This is a genomic window from Acetobacter indonesiensis, from assembly GCF_000963945.1.
Lineage (GTDB): Bacteria > Pseudomonadota > Alphaproteobacteria > Acetobacterales > Acetobacteraceae > Acetobacter > Acetobacter indonesiensis.
Genome location: NZ_BAMW01000045.1, coordinates 240,268 through 255,807, shown reverse-complemented (window position 1 = coordinate 255,807; position 15,540 = coordinate 240,268). Strand labels below are relative to the sequence as shown.

Sequence of the window (15,540 nt, the reverse complement as noted above, 5' to 3'; positions counted from 1 at the left end):
TCCGTAAATGACTTAATGACTGACGACTTATCTCTGGTGAACCAGCTGGCTCACACTCGACTATGACTTCGTTGTCTGAAACATGAACAGATAAGTCACAAATACATTCAGGCGAAAATTCGACACCAAAGAGATAGGACGGGCGCTTTAACGACAGGCTATTCGTAAGCGCATTACGGATTTCGTGAATGACTTTTGAAGAGAAGCATTCATTCAACAATATTCCAGGTGTTATATTTTCTGTTTTGAGGAACTCGCAAATATTTTTTGAAACGCGTCGAACAATAAAAGTGTCTCGATCACAGGTAAAGAGACAGCCATGAGGCTGAATACTTCCCGGTATATGGATGGGCTCTCTATCGCAGCTTCTCAGGTCAGCCTGACCAAATTCGACCATTACTGTATGCCTGCGGTGTGATCTATGAACATTACTTCGTTCACGGCAAAAGAAAAAACATTTGACGCACTGGTAATCGCAGCTTGAGCGTCAAAAGCAGGAGCCTTTTCCAGCAGAGCTAAAAATGTTTGCCAAGATGCGTTGGAAACATCCGTCTGTACGGCAAGATGACGGGCACCAAATGAGGGTGTTAAATTGAGAGACGTAGCTTGCTTTACTAAAATTCTGGCACCTAAAGCCGAGCCCTCTAGGACATATAGCATCCCCAGCAATTCAGAGACACTGCCGGGGGACTTAATAGTGGCATGATTTTTACAGGACACCTGCAAGTCATGCATATCAGCTTGTAACGGGGCGCTAAGAAAGGTAGGCCGCCAATTTTCGAAAAAAGATGGCCATTGTATTGGTGATAGCGATGCCTCAACCCCCATGCGCAACTGCCCAACGCTAACCAGATAACGACGATAAGCCTGAAGATCGGTCAAAGGGCCAATAAGCGCGTCTAGTTTCTGATGCAAAGGCCATGTGCCATCACGCAAAGCAAAACGCCGGGGAGTAGTGGTCATATGAAATAAGGGCCGCCTATATGGGTCAGTGGAGACACATGGATTGGGAACAAAGACTTAGAATACGGCCCAATTACAAACCCAAGCGCAACCTTTGCACCATGCCAGCCCAAGCGCCGCTAATCAACTGAGCGAAGGCGTGTCTTTCACGTTTATCTATCAGAAATGCGTGTCTGACGGGCGGCCCCTTTAGTCTTCAAGCGTGTCAGATAAGATTAATGCTGTGTGAATGAGTGCGAGGTGCGAAAAGCCCTGTGGAAAATTGCCAAGCTGTATATGTTTGTGCGTTTCATATTCTTCGGCCAGAAGACCAACATCATTTCTAATGCTTAGAAGCCGCTCAAATAATGCTGTGGCAGCTTCTTTACGACCGTCAAGCGCATAAACATCAGCCAACCAGAACGAACAGGCCAAAAAAGCACCTTCTTCTGAATTCAGACCATCTACATTTCCTTCAGTTTCATAGCGATGAAGAAAACCATTTTTCAGAAGTTTTTCTTCTATAACTTTAATGGTTTTTTGTATTCTGGGGTCAGAAATGGGTAGAAAGCCGACTAGTGGGAGCAATAAAAGAGATGCATCCACTTCTGACGCACCATAATATTGCACAAAGCACCCCATTTCTACATTGAACCCATAACTACAGATATCTGCATGGAGCGCCTGTCGCGTTGCCTCCCACTTCTCGGCGGGACCTTCCAGATTATAACGCGCCATGTCGTTTAACGCACAATCAAATGCCAGCCACGCCATGACTTTCGAATGAACAAAATGGCGCGTTCCACCCCGGACCTCCCAGATACCGTGATCTGGCTCTTTCCATATTTTTTCCAGGTGATTCAGTAAGTTAATCTGTAACGCCCATGAGGTAGGGGATCGAGTTAAACCTGCATTACGCCCAAGCTGGGCGACGTGCGCCATAATTCCGTAAATATCGAGCTGAATCTGATCTGCTGCGCCGTTTCCGATACGGACCGGTTTGGCATTATGGTAACCGGGCAGATTATCAATATTCCATTCGCGTAAAATTCGCTCTCCACTTACACCATACATAATCTGGGTCTGGCCAGCATCCCCGGCAATACTCCGATGTAGCCAGTCATTCCACGCCTGTGCTTCTTCATAATACCCGCAAGAGATCAGAGCGGATAATGTCAGCGCCGCATCTCGTAACCAGCAATAACGGTAATCCCAGTTTCGGATACCTCCCAGATCTTCTGGAAGAGACGTGGTCGGGGCTGCGACAATTCCGCCTGTCGGTGCATATGTCAGAGCTTTGAGTACAATAAGAGAGCGTACAACAGCGTCTCGCCATGGCCCCTTATATGTGCAGTGGGCTGACCAATCCTGCCACCATGCCTCTGTTTCAGCCAATTCGACATAAGGGTCAAACGAGGGCGTAACAGGCATGTGCGACGGCGCGTGCTGAAGAACAAAAACTTCATTTTGTCCTTCTGATACTTCAAAATAGCAAACTGTATTCATTCCCTCACTATGGAGAGGAACGCTTGAACGGATAATAATCTGATCTGGCCCGGCAATAGCGCGAATACCTTCTTCGTCGGGTAGGTGTGTGACCCAAGGAACGGTCATGCCGTAGTCTAAGCGCAAGCGCAGATGAAAACGCATCCGAACTTTTCCGCGTACCCCTTTAACCTGCCGAATAATAGCGGTGTCACCGTTTCTTTTCGGCATTACGTCGGTAATAACCACCTCACCAGAACTGGTAATAAGGGTTGTTTCCAGAATAAGGGTATCTTTACGATAGGTTCGTTTACTTGAAATGAGAGGCTCTTCTGGCTCCAGTTTCCAGCTGCCATTCTGGGCTGTACCCAAAATGGCAGCCAAACAGGCCGCACTATCAAAGCGCGGAACGCATAGCCAATCGATTGCACCGTCTTTCCCAATGAGCGCAGCGGTGCGACAGTTGCCGATCAGGGCGTAATCTTCAATTAATAAGGGAAGTTCTCTAAATTGAGACTGTCCTGCCTGCCGCATAATATTGCCCCCGCTATGGAAAGTAAGAATTTCTTACTTTGAAGCGAACGGCTTGCTGAAAAAAATGTTCCTGCCTGTAGGTCTTTTTTATTTCCCGCAACGCACCAAATATAAATTATGGTAGTTTGCGTGCTTTTATGGAGCAAAATAAAGGCAATTATAACATTTTCGTGACCCCCTGACTCTCGGCCTCATACCTGCGTTTACTGGAAACAAAGAAAACCTTCTGTCGATAACCGAGAAAGGTTAAGACGATGCAGCAGATTTTTCAAAATAAAATGGAACTGGATGTTTTATCCGTTGCATCAGAATTTTTTCCTTTGGTTAAGACCGGAGGATTAGGGGACGTGACAGGAGCACTGCCCGCGGCATTAGAACCGGAAGGAATTAGGGTAAAAACACTTCTGCCGGGTTATCCTGCTGTTATGGCTGCTTTGAAAGAGGGTACAGTTGTTGGTGATACTATTGACCTTGAAGAACTAGGTCACAAAGTCAAAATCCATCAAGCCTTAATTAATGGAGCTTTCCTTTTTATTATTGATTATCCCGATTTTTATTTAAGACCCGGTAGCCCCTACATGAATCAGGGAGGACTTTCTTGGGAAGATAACGGTCTGCGCTTTGCGCTGCTATCGCGTATTGCAGCACGGATTGCCTGTGGTGCCGTTTCGAGCTATCGCCCCGATCTTGTGCTTGCACATGACTGGCCTGCCGGTTTGACGGCGGCTTATTTGCATTTTGAGGCTGGCCAAACGCCTCCGGTTGTACAAACCCTTCATAATATTGCATTTCAAGGACGGTTTAGCGTCTCGGAATTATCAAATTTTGGTCTTCCTCCAGAATCTTTTGATCGTGAGGGCGTCGAGTTTCATGGAGATATCGGTTTTCTTAAAGCCGGACTTTATTACGCAAAATGGCTTGTCGCGGTTTCTCCCAGCTATGCCCGTGAAATCCAAACCCCGGGCTATGGTATGGGCTTAGAGGGCTTGTTGTACGACAAACGATCATGCCTTAGCGGTATTCTGAACGGGGTTGATACATCTGTGTGGAACCCCGCTACAGATAAAGACATCCACTTTCCTTATAAATCCGGCCATATCCTCACGCGGCGGTCTAACAAAGCGGCTTTTCAGGCGGAGTTTGGCTTGGCGCGTGATGCTGACGCGCTTCTAATTGGTGTTGTCAGCCGCCTGACGGATCAAAAGGGTATTGATCTGTTGGCTGAAGCCATGCCCACACTTATGCAGCAGAATAAATCGCTACAATGTGTGGTAGTGGGTGGTGGCGACCAACAGATTGAACGTCAGCTTGGAAATCTTGCGCGTCGTTTTCCCGGTCGTTTTGCTTGCAACCTGCAATATAGTGAGCCCCTTGGGCACAGAACCCAGGCCTCGGCAGACGTTATTTTTGTGCCTTCTCGGTTTGAACCCTGTGGTCTCACCCAGCTTTACGCATTGCGGTACGGCGCTGTGCCGGTCGTCTCCCGTGTTGGGGGGTTAGCGGACACCATTATTGATGCAAATGCCGCCGCTCTATCCGCCGGATGTGCTACGGGTTTTGTGTTCGAACCTCACGGTTCAAAGGCCATTATTGAGATCATGCAACGCGTCTGTGACGTGTTTTCTGACAACGCATTGTGGTCTCAGCTACAACGCAATGGTTCTCTTCAGGATGTATCATGGCAGCGTCCGGCTGCCCAATATGCAACTTTGTTTCGTAAACTGGTGACCAAATATCGCCCTGAAGAAGCTGAAGTCTTGCCTTTCCATGGTCGCGCCCTGTCCCGGCAACGCATCATTGCTAGATGCCCACCCTATAATGGTGGCCCAGATAGATCGGTTTCCTGCTGATGACGCCGCCAACGGCTCCGTCCGACCTTTCTGATATCACGCAGGGCCAGCTTGAAAAGCTTTTGACTGGTTCCTGTCGTGATCCATTCTCTCTCCTAGGGCGCCATAAAGCGGGGCGATCCGATGTAATTCGCGTTTTCATGCCCGATGCCCGTGAAGTGAGGCTGGTACGATGGACACGGACGGGTATTCAACGCGAACAAGCCATGCGGTGCGTGGCACAAGCCGGTTTGTATGAAGCCAGAATTCCCGCAAACGCACTCTATAAATTGCGCATAGGCTGGGCTGACGGGTGGGAGGAGTGTGCCGACCCTTATTCATTCGGTCCATTGTTAAGCGCCCATGATCTGCATCTTTTTGCCGAGGGCAAGCATCGTGACCTTGCGAGCATGATGGGAGCTCAGGTCACCACGGTCGATGATATTCCCGGTGTTCGCTTCGCTGTCTGGGCCCCCAATGCAGGAAGTGTTTCTGTTGTTGGGGATTTTAACCTGTGGAACACCCGCAGGCACCCAATGCGGTTTCGACATGATGCAGGAATATGGGAATTATTTATTCCCGGTATCGGTCCGGGCTCACGTTATAAATACGATATGACTGGCCCGGACGGTAGCCGCCTGCCATTACATGCTGATCCGTTTGCACTCGCGTCCGAAGTACCGCCAGCAACAGCGTCTGTAATAGCCGATCCAACTCCTTTTAAGTGGACCGATCAGCATTGGATTGAACAACGGGCGAGAAGACACACAGAAAGTGCACCTTTAAGCATTTATGAATGTCATGTGGGTTCATGGCGTCGACCGGGTGGAGATGGCACGCAAGTTCTGACGTGGGATGAACTGAAAGACACCCTTATTCCTTACGTGGCTGATCTGGGCTTCACCCACATTGAACTTATGCCCGTAATGTCTCACCCCTTTGACGGATCATGGGGGTATCAGCCGCTTGGTTTATTTGCCCCCATGGCCCGACAGGGTAGCCCGCGACAACTAGCATCCTTTATTGACGCCTGTCATCAGGCAGGGCTAGGCGTTATTCTCGACTGGGTTCCTGCTCATTTTCCAAGCGATTTGCATGGGCTTGCCTGCTTCGATGGTACTTGCCTGTTCGAGCACATGGACCCCAAAGAAGGATTACACCCAGATTGGGATACGCTGATTTACAATGTCGGCAGGAACGAGGTGCGTGGCTTTCTGATTGCCAGCGCTTTGATGTGGCTAAATCGTTATCATATTGACGGCTTACGCGTGGATGCTGTGGCATCCATGCTTTACCGCGACTATAGCCGCCCCGGCGACGATTGGGTGCCAAACCAGTATGGTGGGCGTGAAAACCTCGAAGCTGTTGGCTTTCTGCGTGAACTGAATGATGCGGTCAAAACATATGCGCCGCATTCACTCATGATTGCAGAAGAATCAACGGCATGGCCGGGGGTTACGCACAAAACCCAGAATGGTGGCCTGGGCTTCGATTACAAATGGAATATGGGGTGGATGCATGACACCCTTTCCTATGTAGGCCGAGACCCTATCTGGCGACGATACCATCACGATAATATTCTGTTTGGGCTTCATTATGCTTTTTCAGAAAAATTTATTCTTCCACTGTCTCATGATGAAGTTGTGCATGGAAAGGGCTCGCTCTTGTCCCGCATGCCTGGGGAAGGCGGGACACGTTATGCAGGGTTAAGAGCCTATCTGGCATTTATGTGGGCGCATCCGGGCAAGAAACTCATTTTCATGGGGGCCGAACTTGCGCAGTGGGAGGAATGGAATCCTCACGGAGAACTGGCATGGCGCATGCTCGACACGCAGTGGGGCCGGGGAATGCACACGCTGGTCCGGGATCTGAACCGTTTGCATCGAGAGTTACCCGCGATGCATCAAAGAGACACACGACTGGACGGGTTTATCTGGGTGATTGGAAATGACACGGAAAACAGCGTTTTCGCGTGGTTCCGCTATGGCGATGATGACACGCCCGTCCTTGTAATCTGCAACATGACGCCCGTGGCTCGGTCTGATTATCGGGTAGGTGTTCCACAAGATGGCTGGTGGGCGGAATACCTGAATACGGATGCCCATGATTACGGTGGAGGCGGGGAGGGAAACGCTGGGGGCTGTATGACCCAGCCTATTTCATCGCACGGATATGACCAGTCCTGTGTCCTCCATTTGCCACCATTGAGCGTGATTTACCTCAAGCCAACAGGGTACAAACCATGACAATTTGGACCGATACCCTACAGCCCGGAAACCCTTATCCATTGGGGGCTACGTGGGACGGAAATGGCGTAAATTTTGCTGTGTTTTCAGCCAATGCTCAGCGTATTGAATTATGTGTTTTTGACCCGTCGTCACGGAAAGAAGCGCGACGTTACAGACTGCCAGAATATACGGACGAAATCTGGCACGGTTATCTGCCAGGTGCAAAACCGGGAATGCTGTATGGCTACAGAGCATTTGGCCCTTATGAACCCATGCAAGGGCATCGCTTTAACCCGCACAAACTCCTGTTAGACCCGTATGCCAGAGGAATGACTGGCCGGCTTACCTGGACAGATGCCCTTTTTGGTTATCGTATCAATGCGGCCCGAGCAGACTTAACACAAGACAGGCGTGATAGTGCGCCTTATATGCCCCGCAGCGTTGTGACGCACCATGCGTTTGACTGGGGGGATGACAAGCGCCCCCGTGTGCCGTGGGAACAAACAGTGATCATGGAAGCCCATACGCGGGGATTATCCATGTTGCGTTCGGATGTACCAATTTCCAAACGGGGTACATTTGCGGCCCTTTGCGAAAACTGGTTTGTCACGTACTTAAAAAACCTTGGCGTAACGACATTAGAACTTATGCCGGTGCCCGCTTTTCTTACCGACAGATATTTGGAAGAAAAAGGACTGGTTAATTACTGGGGCTACAACAGTATTTCTTTTTTTGTGCCCTATGCCGGGTATATCGCCAACGGATCAGCAACAGATCTTTGCATGCTTGTTCGCATTTTACATGCAGCCGGAATAGAAGTGGTTTTAGATGTTGTCTATAACCATACGGCTGAAGGCAGTGAACTTGGCCCAACCCTATGCTATCGTGGTTTGGATAACGCCAATTACTATCGTCTAGCCCCCGATAATTTAAGATGCTGCATTAATGACACCGGCTGCGGAAATATTTTAAATCTGTCCCACCCGCGTGTTTTGCAAATGGTCACGGACTCCCTTCGTTACTGGGCAGAGACTTTTCATATTGATGGGTTCCGATTTGATCTCTGCACCAGCCTTGGTCGAGAGGATTATGGTTTTGATGCACGGTCGGGATTTTTTGACGTGCTACGTCAAGATCCACTGCTTTCGACACTCAAACTGATTGCCGAACCGTGGGACCCTGGCCCCGGAGGGTATCAGACCGGAAATCATCCACCAGGCTTTGTAGAATGGAATGACGTATACCGCGATACAGCCCGTCGGTTCTGGAAAGGGGATGAAGGGCAAAGAGGTCAGATCGCTGCCCGTCTGAGTGGATCAGGGGATAAATTTGAACATAGTGGAAGGCGTCCGTGGAGTTCGGTCAATTTTCTGACGTCCCATGACGGCTTTACTCTTATGGATACAGTCAGCTTTAACGACCGCCACAACGAAGCAAACGGTGAAGGCGGGCAGGACGGCCATAGCGGAAATTACAGTTTCAACTGGGGGGAAGAAGGCGAAACTGATAATCCCGATATAGTCGATGTGCGGGACAAAATTCGCAGGGCGATGCTCGCAACGCTATTTCTCTCTCAAGGCACTCCCATGATTTTGGCGGGAGACGAGTTCGGCCAAACCCAGAGTGGGAACAATAATGCCTATTGTCAGGATAGTCCGTTAACATGGCTTGATTGGTCTCTACTGGATACACCTCGTGGCAAGGAGATGGTCGACTTTGTTTCTCGCCTGATGGCCATAAGGCGGACCCATGTTTCTGTCCGACGAGGACGATACTTTCATGGACACAACGAAATAAGCCCCGGTGTACATGATATCGGGTGGTTTAGCCCGCATGGCACTGTCTTGAGCGTGGAGGAATGGGAGGATAGCGAGGGACGCGTCTTGGCGCTCCGCCGTGCAACCCTGAGAGACAGCGACAAGGACATCACTTTGCTTATGCTTAATGCAAGCAGCGAGCCCTGTACCTTCGTTCTGCCGGAACCTAGCGGGAAGTGGCGGTTTATTGTTGATAGCGCCACGCCTGAACGTAATGAAGAAAGCTTGGCGCAATCCATGACCAAATATGAAGTCGGCGCTCATTCTATAGTTTTATTGGCTTTCCAGCCCCAATCCCAAGAAGAAAATCTGGAGGGGAGAGGATCATGACACAGTCAGCCTATTCTCCGCCGACGTGGGGAGCCTGGCACACTCAAGATGGTTTAACGCGCTTTAGGATATGGGCTCCGCATTATACCGAGCTGCATATCAAGCTGAATGAGGCTCCACCCGTTCAGCTTGATAAAAGCGGCTGTGGTTGGCATGAGATTTCTCTTCAATGTGCTCCGGGTTCTCGCTACGTTTACCAAACGCCCCATGGTGATTTCCTTCCTGACCCAGCCTCCGCCTTTCAACCCGAGGATGTACATGGGCCAAGCGAGGTTATTGATCATAACTCTTATTCTTGGCGAGCCCTTCATTGGCGCGGACGACCATGGGAAGAAACAGTAATTTACGAATTACATGTTGGGGCGGCTGGCGGGTATGAGGCCATTATTCAGCAGTTGGACCAGCTAGCAGAACTTGGCGTTACAGCCATAGAGCTCATGCCGCTTGCTGAATTTCCCGGCAACAGAAATTGGGGGTATGATGGTGTGTTTCCATATGCACCAGAGTCCAGCTATGGAACCCCCGATGATTTAAAACGCCTGATAGATGCCGCCCATGGGCGGCGCATCATGGTTTTTCTTGATGTTGTCTATAATCATTTTGGTCCAGAAGGAAATATTCTGTCCCAATACATTCCGGAATTTTTTAGAACTGATCGTCAAACACCGTGGGGGCAGGCAATAGATTTCACCCTTCCTTCTGTTCAGGATTACTTTGTTGATAATGCTCTTTATTGGCTAAACGTTTATAAATTTGATGGTTTGAGACTAGACGCTGTACATGCGATTTTTCCTCAATCATGGCTTCGTAGCTTAAAAGATAAAATACGAGCACAGTGCAGCCCTGAACGCTATATTCATCTTATTTTAGAAAATGAAAATAATGATGCAGATTTATTGAGAGAAGTCTACTCAGCTCAATGGAATGATGATGCCCATAATGCCCTGCATGTGCTTTTGACTGGGGAGAGTGAGGGTTACTATCAGAATTTCCTGAACGACCCGACCGCTTCTTTGGTGAAGTCTCTAGAACAAGGATTTGTCTATCAGGGAGAAAAAATGCCTTCAACGGGGCGTGAAAGAGGTCAGGTTTCATCGGATCTTTCACCAACGTCGTTCATATTTTTTCTTCAGAATCACGACCAGATTGGTAATCGCGCCTTTGGAGACCGCTTAACCTCACTGGTAGATGAAAACCAACTTTCTGTCGCGAGAAGCCTTCTTTTTCTTTGTCCACATATTCCCATGATTTTTATGGGAGATGAGTGGGGAACTAAAACACCGTTCCTTTATTTTGTCAGTCATAGTGAAGAATTAAATAAAATTGTGAGAGAGGGAAGACGAAAAGAAATGGCGTCTTTCAAGTCTTTTAACAATATTGCTGAAGCTGACAAAATACCTGATCCTGGAAGTCCCAATACATTTCAGATGTCCTGCATAAATTGGAAAGAGAAACGCGAAAAACCTTACACAGAACTATACGAACAAACCCGTGAGTTGCTTTCAGTTCGAGCGGAACATATTTGTCCGCGGCTTGCTGGATGCAAAGCATTATCGTCCCACATTTGGGGGATAGGGGCTTTTTCTGTTTCGTGGAAAATGGGGGATGATCGTATTCTCGAGTTGCTTGTAAATTTTACAAATAGCTCGATAGAACTGAAGTCAGGCTATCAGGGCATTGTGCTTTATCGCTCTAATACATCTTTGCACGATGTAAATACGCGAATACCCCCGTCAACCTTAATCGCAACGTTGAGAGAAGGTGCGGAAACATGACGACGTTAACCAATCTGCATGCGGCAGCCCGGCAAGCAGGGTTAGCCGTAACATGGCAGGATGCCAATGGAAAAAGTCATAAAACTGACCCTGATGTACTGCAGGCACTGCTTAATACTATTGAGGGGAACACATCCTCTCGTCCTTCCCCGTTGATTATTGCACAGGTTGGAGAGGCTGTTACCTTACCTTTTCAGAATGGTAATACCGCTTCATATGTTTTGCAGAAAGAAGATGGTAGCAAACAAGAGGGAAAGCTAAAGCATGACAAGGCTGGACTTTTACTAAGTCCAATCTGTAATACTCCAGGCTATCACATTCTTGAATACGGTCATCACACAATAAAGCTGGCAGTGGCTCCCACCCATTGTGAGGATTTGAAAGCACGAACAGCCAACCAGAAGGCGTGGGGAACCTCTGTACAGATCCCGGCATTAAGACAAAAGGATGATGGTGGTTTTGGACATCTGGGTTGCGTTGTAGACCTAGCGCTTTCCATAGGAAATGCTGGTGCCGATGCCCTCATGATAAGCCCAATTCACGCATTATCTCCGTTACATCCTGAACAATGCAGCCCTTACTCTCCGTCAAGCCGCCGATATTTCAATCCTTTGTTGGCAAATTTGGAAGTCTGTTTCTCTAGGCAGTTAATCCACAGCGTTTCCCGGCAGCATTCCGACTGGGCTGTAGCATTTGAAAGAATGCAAAAAGAAAAACTGATTGACTGGGAAAAAGCAGGAACCCTGAAACTGAAATTACTGCGTGCATTATATGATAAACATATAGCGTCTTCTTTGCCGCCTGAATTTGTTGAGTTTATAGCCGCCGGAGGCGATGCATTACGTAACCACGCAATATTTGAAGCTCTGCAGGCTCACCAACTTTTGCGAGGCCCGCGAGGTGATAACTGGCGATCATGGGGACCACCTTATAAAAAACCCAGCACTCCAGAAGTTCAGCATTTTGCGAAAGCACACCAGAAAGAAGTTTACTACTGGCTTTTTTTACAATGGATAACAGCTAAAAGTTTGAAAGAGGCAGCCTCTGCTGCAAAAACCAGCAGCATGTCTGTTGGCCTAATTTCAGACATCGCTGTTGGTCTCTCTCCATCTGGGGCTGAATGTTGGGCAAACCAGGATAGTTTCCTTATTGGCGCGTCCATTGGGGCACCGCCTGATTTGCTAGCCCCCCAAGGCCAGAACTGGGGGCTGACAACCTTTTCTCCGCGTGCATTGAAACGCACAGGCTATGATGCATTCATAGCGATGCTTCGCAGCGGCTTCCAAGCTGGCGGCGGCATACGGTTTGACCATGTAATGGGGTTGGAACGGATTTGGATTGTTCCTGATGGAGGAAACTCCAGTGACGGGACCTATCTTAGTATGCCGCAAAAAGACTTGAAGAACCTTCTTGCTCTTGAGTCTTTTAGGGCCAAGGGAGTGGTTATTGGTGAAGACCTTGGAACAGTCCCTAAAGGGTTTAGAGCCAGAATGGCGGAGCGTCGTATCTGGGGCATGAATGTCATGTGGTTTGAAAAAAAAGACAAGGAGCAGTTTCTCTCCCCCATAAAATGGTCCGATAACGGAATTGCAATGACATCCACACACGATCTGCCAACCGTGGCAGGATGGTGGATGGGAGCGGATCTTCCCAATGACACGACCTGCCGCGAAAAACGACACTCTGACCGAGCTGCTCTCTGGGCTATGTTTCAGTCTACTTCTGACAATATCATATCAGAAATGCCGCCAATAACATCCGATGGTGCTCAGACAGTTGTTGATGCGGCAATCAAAAGCGTTGGACAAGCATCCGGCCCACTAGCACTTTTGCCCATGGAAGACCTGCTTGGTGTTGAAGACCAGCCGAATGTACCAGGCAATCAGGCGTCTTACCCTAACTGGCGACACCGCTACCCCGTACAGGTAGATCAAACTCTTCAATATAAAAATGTAACTAATCGTATTGAAACTCTAAAAATCGCACGAGGCAAAAAATGAATACTGTTCGAGCGACAATGCGTTTACAGATACATAAAGATTTCACCTTATATGACGCTTATGAACACGTTGATTATTATGATGCTCTTGGCATAAGCCATCTTTACCTTTCCCCCCTCTTCACAGCACGCCCTGGGTCGATGCATGGATATGACACCCTCAACTATAACAAAATTAGTGAAGAACGTGGGGGAGAAAAAGCACTTCGCAAGCTTGTAGCAAAGCTACGTAGCCGACATATGGGAATAATACTTGATATCGTTCCCAATCACATGGCTGTCGGGCCAGGAAATATCTGGTGGGATGATGTTCTCAAAAATGGGCGCACTTCTCAGTATGCTGATTTTTTTGATATTGATTGGTCTACTGCTGACCACACGCCTGAAAACACCGTTCTTTTACCTTTCCTTGATAGACCGTATGGAGACGCGTTGGAAAATGGGCTTATTGAATTAATCTATGACACTGAAAAAAAAGAGTTTTTTATTAGTCATTATGATCATCGCTTTCCCGTCAATCAGAAATTATCCACTTCCCCTGATGTAACAGAAACCTTAAATTACTATAATAATAAGACAGATTCAGGAAAAAAAAGACTTCACACTTTACTTGAAAAGCAACATTATCGGCTCGCATGCTGGCGTTGTGCAGATGAAACTGTCAATTGGCGTCGCTTTTTTAATATTACAGAACTTGTCGCCTTGAAAGTTGAGAACAGGCCTGTATTCCAGGCTGTGCATCACTATGCATTTTTGCTTTATGAACAGGGTTTGGTTGATGGGTTCAGAGTTGACCATGTTGATGGTTTAACGCAGCCTGACCAGTATTGTAACTGGCTAAAAAAAGAAATGGACCAGCGCAAAAATAGACGACCAATAGATGCCTTGAAAGGAGATATCCTTTACATTGAAAAAATTCTAGCGCGCCACGAAAAGTTGCCAGCTAATTGGAAAACAGACGGAACAACAGGATATGATTTTCTGGATCAAGTGAATCTGCTACTGCATCATCCAGATGGGGAAGAGACATTAGACAATATCTGGAAAGATTGCTGCCCATTATGGAAGGGATACGAAAAAGAAAGCATACGCGTAAAAAATGAAATAGCGGAAACGCTTCTTTTGGGGTCGACAAATAAAATTGTCGCATTACTTTACGAATATGCCGGAAAAGATTTTTATCAGCGTGATTATACTAAGAAAGATGTAAGCGAAACGCTAAAGTCTTTGTTAGGACATCTTTATATCTACCGTACCTATGCCTCTGATGACGCAGAAAATATTCGCGTCAAAACCGAATATAAAAGTCAGAATACATTTCTTGAACAAGCAATAGAAACTGCAAAAAAAGACTTGCCTTCACGATTTCATCCATTACTCAGTTGGATAGTGACGCAAATATCCAACCCTATAAACGCCGAAACAAAACAGATAACGCAAACATTTGAGCATCTAAGCGCGCCTCTTACTGCAAAAGCGATAGAGGATACTCTTTTCTATCGGTATGGAAGGCTTTTGTCTCGTAACGATGTGGGGACAGAACCGAAGGTTTTTTCAAGTTCTGTTGAAGAGTTTCATAATACTATGAAACGGCGGGAGCAGGAAACACCTATGGCGATGCTTGCTACAGCAACGCATGATCATAAACGAGGTGAAGATAGTCGGGCACGTTTAGCGGTTCTTTCTGCACATAGTGAATTGTGGGATGACAAAATTAATGAATGGAGACAATGCAATACAAAATATAAAACTAACTATGCTCCCGATGATGTTGATGAACTTATTTTGTATCAAACTCTTGTCGGAGTCTGGCCATTAGAAAAAATAACAATGATGAATACTTTAGAAAAAAGAGTATCAGAGTGGCAGATCAAAGCAATACGGGAAGCCAAACGTCATGGAACATGGGCAGATCCGGATGCTAATTATGAAAAATCTTGCTTAAATTTTTTACATGGAATTTTAGAAGATAAGAACTTTTTATCATCTTTCTCTTCATTTTTTGACAAAATAGCACCGATAGCGGCAATAAATTCATTAACCCAGATAATCCTCAAATTAACAGCGCCAGGCGTCCCGGATATTTATCAGGGAACGGAAAAATGGGATTTTAGCCTTGTTGATCCAGATAATAGACGTCCTGTCGATTATGAAGATCGAAAAGCAACTTTACTGATTGATGAAAGTTTTGAGCAAACTGCACAACACTGGCAAGACGGAAACATAAAGCAGTTTCTAATTAAAACTCTGTTGAATATAAGAAAAGAATATACTAAATTATTCAAACAATCGTCATATATCCCTATTCAGAACATTAATCAGAATGAAATGAAATTGATTAGTTATTTAAGAAAAAATGAAAAACAGGAAATTCTTATTTTGGCACCCGTTAATAGCAGTGTTAAAACCCCTGATCCTATGAATTTAAGTTGCAGAAACTACCTAACGAACACCATTCGCTTTGAAAATTTAGACAAAAATGAATGGGTTTCGGTATTATGGAACAATGTAAGTATTGATGAAACCGGCACTCTTTACATCCCAGAAGACACAGAGTATTTTCCGATAGATATTTTTATCCCGGTTTAGCGCAATTGTTGA

The 15,540-nt window shown here is 46.9% G+C and carries 8 protein-coding genes and 1 pseudogene; 6 read left to right on the top strand and 3 right to left on the bottom strand.

The window, feature by feature from the left end; translation table 11 throughout:
- Positions 1-55 precede the first annotated feature (55 nt).
- From Abin_RS16180 to Abin_RS11420, 3 genes and pseudogenes are all read right to left on the bottom strand, one after another.
- Positions 56-397: pseudogene (locus Abin_RS16180) on the bottom strand (hypothetical protein); the annotation flags it as partial.
- Complete coding sequence (locus Abin_RS11425; RefSeq protein WP_048846966.1) at positions 397-963, bottom strand: biliverdin-producing heme oxygenase; 567 nt, start codon at positions 961-963, stop codon at positions 397-399. The gene Abin_RS11425 and the pseudogene Abin_RS16180, both read right to left, overlap by 1 nt.
- Positions 964-1,152: 189 nt before the next feature.
- Complete coding sequence (locus Abin_RS11420; RefSeq protein ID WP_048846965.1) at positions 1,153-2,961, bottom strand: glycoside hydrolase family 15 protein; 1,809 nt, start codon at positions 2,959-2,961, stop codon at positions 1,153-1,155.
- 254 nt (positions 2,962-3,215) lie between these two features.
- Between Abin_RS11420 and glgA the strand changes: the two genes are divergently transcribed.
- Genes glgA through treY form a run of 6 tightly spaced genes read left to right on the top strand, consistent with a single transcriptional unit; the run spans position 3,216 to position 15,528 of the window.
- Positions 3,216-4,811 carry a glycogen synthase GlgA gene (glgA, locus tag Abin_RS11415; protein ID WP_048846963.1) on the top strand — a complete coding sequence of 532 codons (1,596 nt, stop codon included), beginning with the start codon at positions 3,216-3,218 and terminating at the stop codon, positions 4,809-4,811.
- Positions 4,811-7,036 (top strand): 1,4-alpha-glucan branching protein GlgB, encoded by a 2,226-nt coding sequence (gene glgB / locus Abin_RS11410; protein ID WP_048846961.1) that lies wholly within the window; start codon positions 4,811-4,813, stop codon positions 7,034-7,036. Before glgA ends, glgB begins: the two co-directional genes overlap by 1 nt.
- On the top strand, positions 7,033-9,165 hold the full coding sequence (glgX, locus tag Abin_RS11405) for a glycogen debranching protein GlgX (RefSeq protein ID WP_048846960.1): 2,133 nt from the start codon (positions 7,033-7,035) through the stop codon (positions 9,163-9,165). The genes glgB and glgX overlap by 4 nt, the downstream gene beginning before the upstream one ends.
- A complete protein-coding gene (gene treZ, locus Abin_RS11400) occupies positions 9,162-10,940 on the top strand; it encodes a malto-oligosyltrehalose trehalohydrolase (protein ID WP_048846957.1) in 1,779 nt (592 codons plus the stop codon). The genes glgX and treZ overlap by 4 nt, the downstream gene beginning before the upstream one ends.
- Entirely contained in the window at positions 10,937-12,940 is a 2,004-nt protein-coding gene (gene malQ, locus Abin_RS11395) for a 4-alpha-glucanotransferase (RefSeq protein WP_048846956.1), read from the top strand. The genes treZ and malQ overlap by 4 nt, the downstream gene beginning before the upstream one ends.
- Positions 12,937-15,528, top strand: coding sequence for a malto-oligosyltrehalose synthase (treY, locus tag Abin_RS11390; RefSeq protein WP_084593600.1), 2,592 nt, complete (start codon positions 12,937-12,939; stop codon positions 15,526-15,528). The genes malQ and treY overlap by 4 nt, the downstream gene beginning before the upstream one ends.
- The last annotated feature ends 12 nt before the right edge of the window (positions 15,529-15,540 follow it).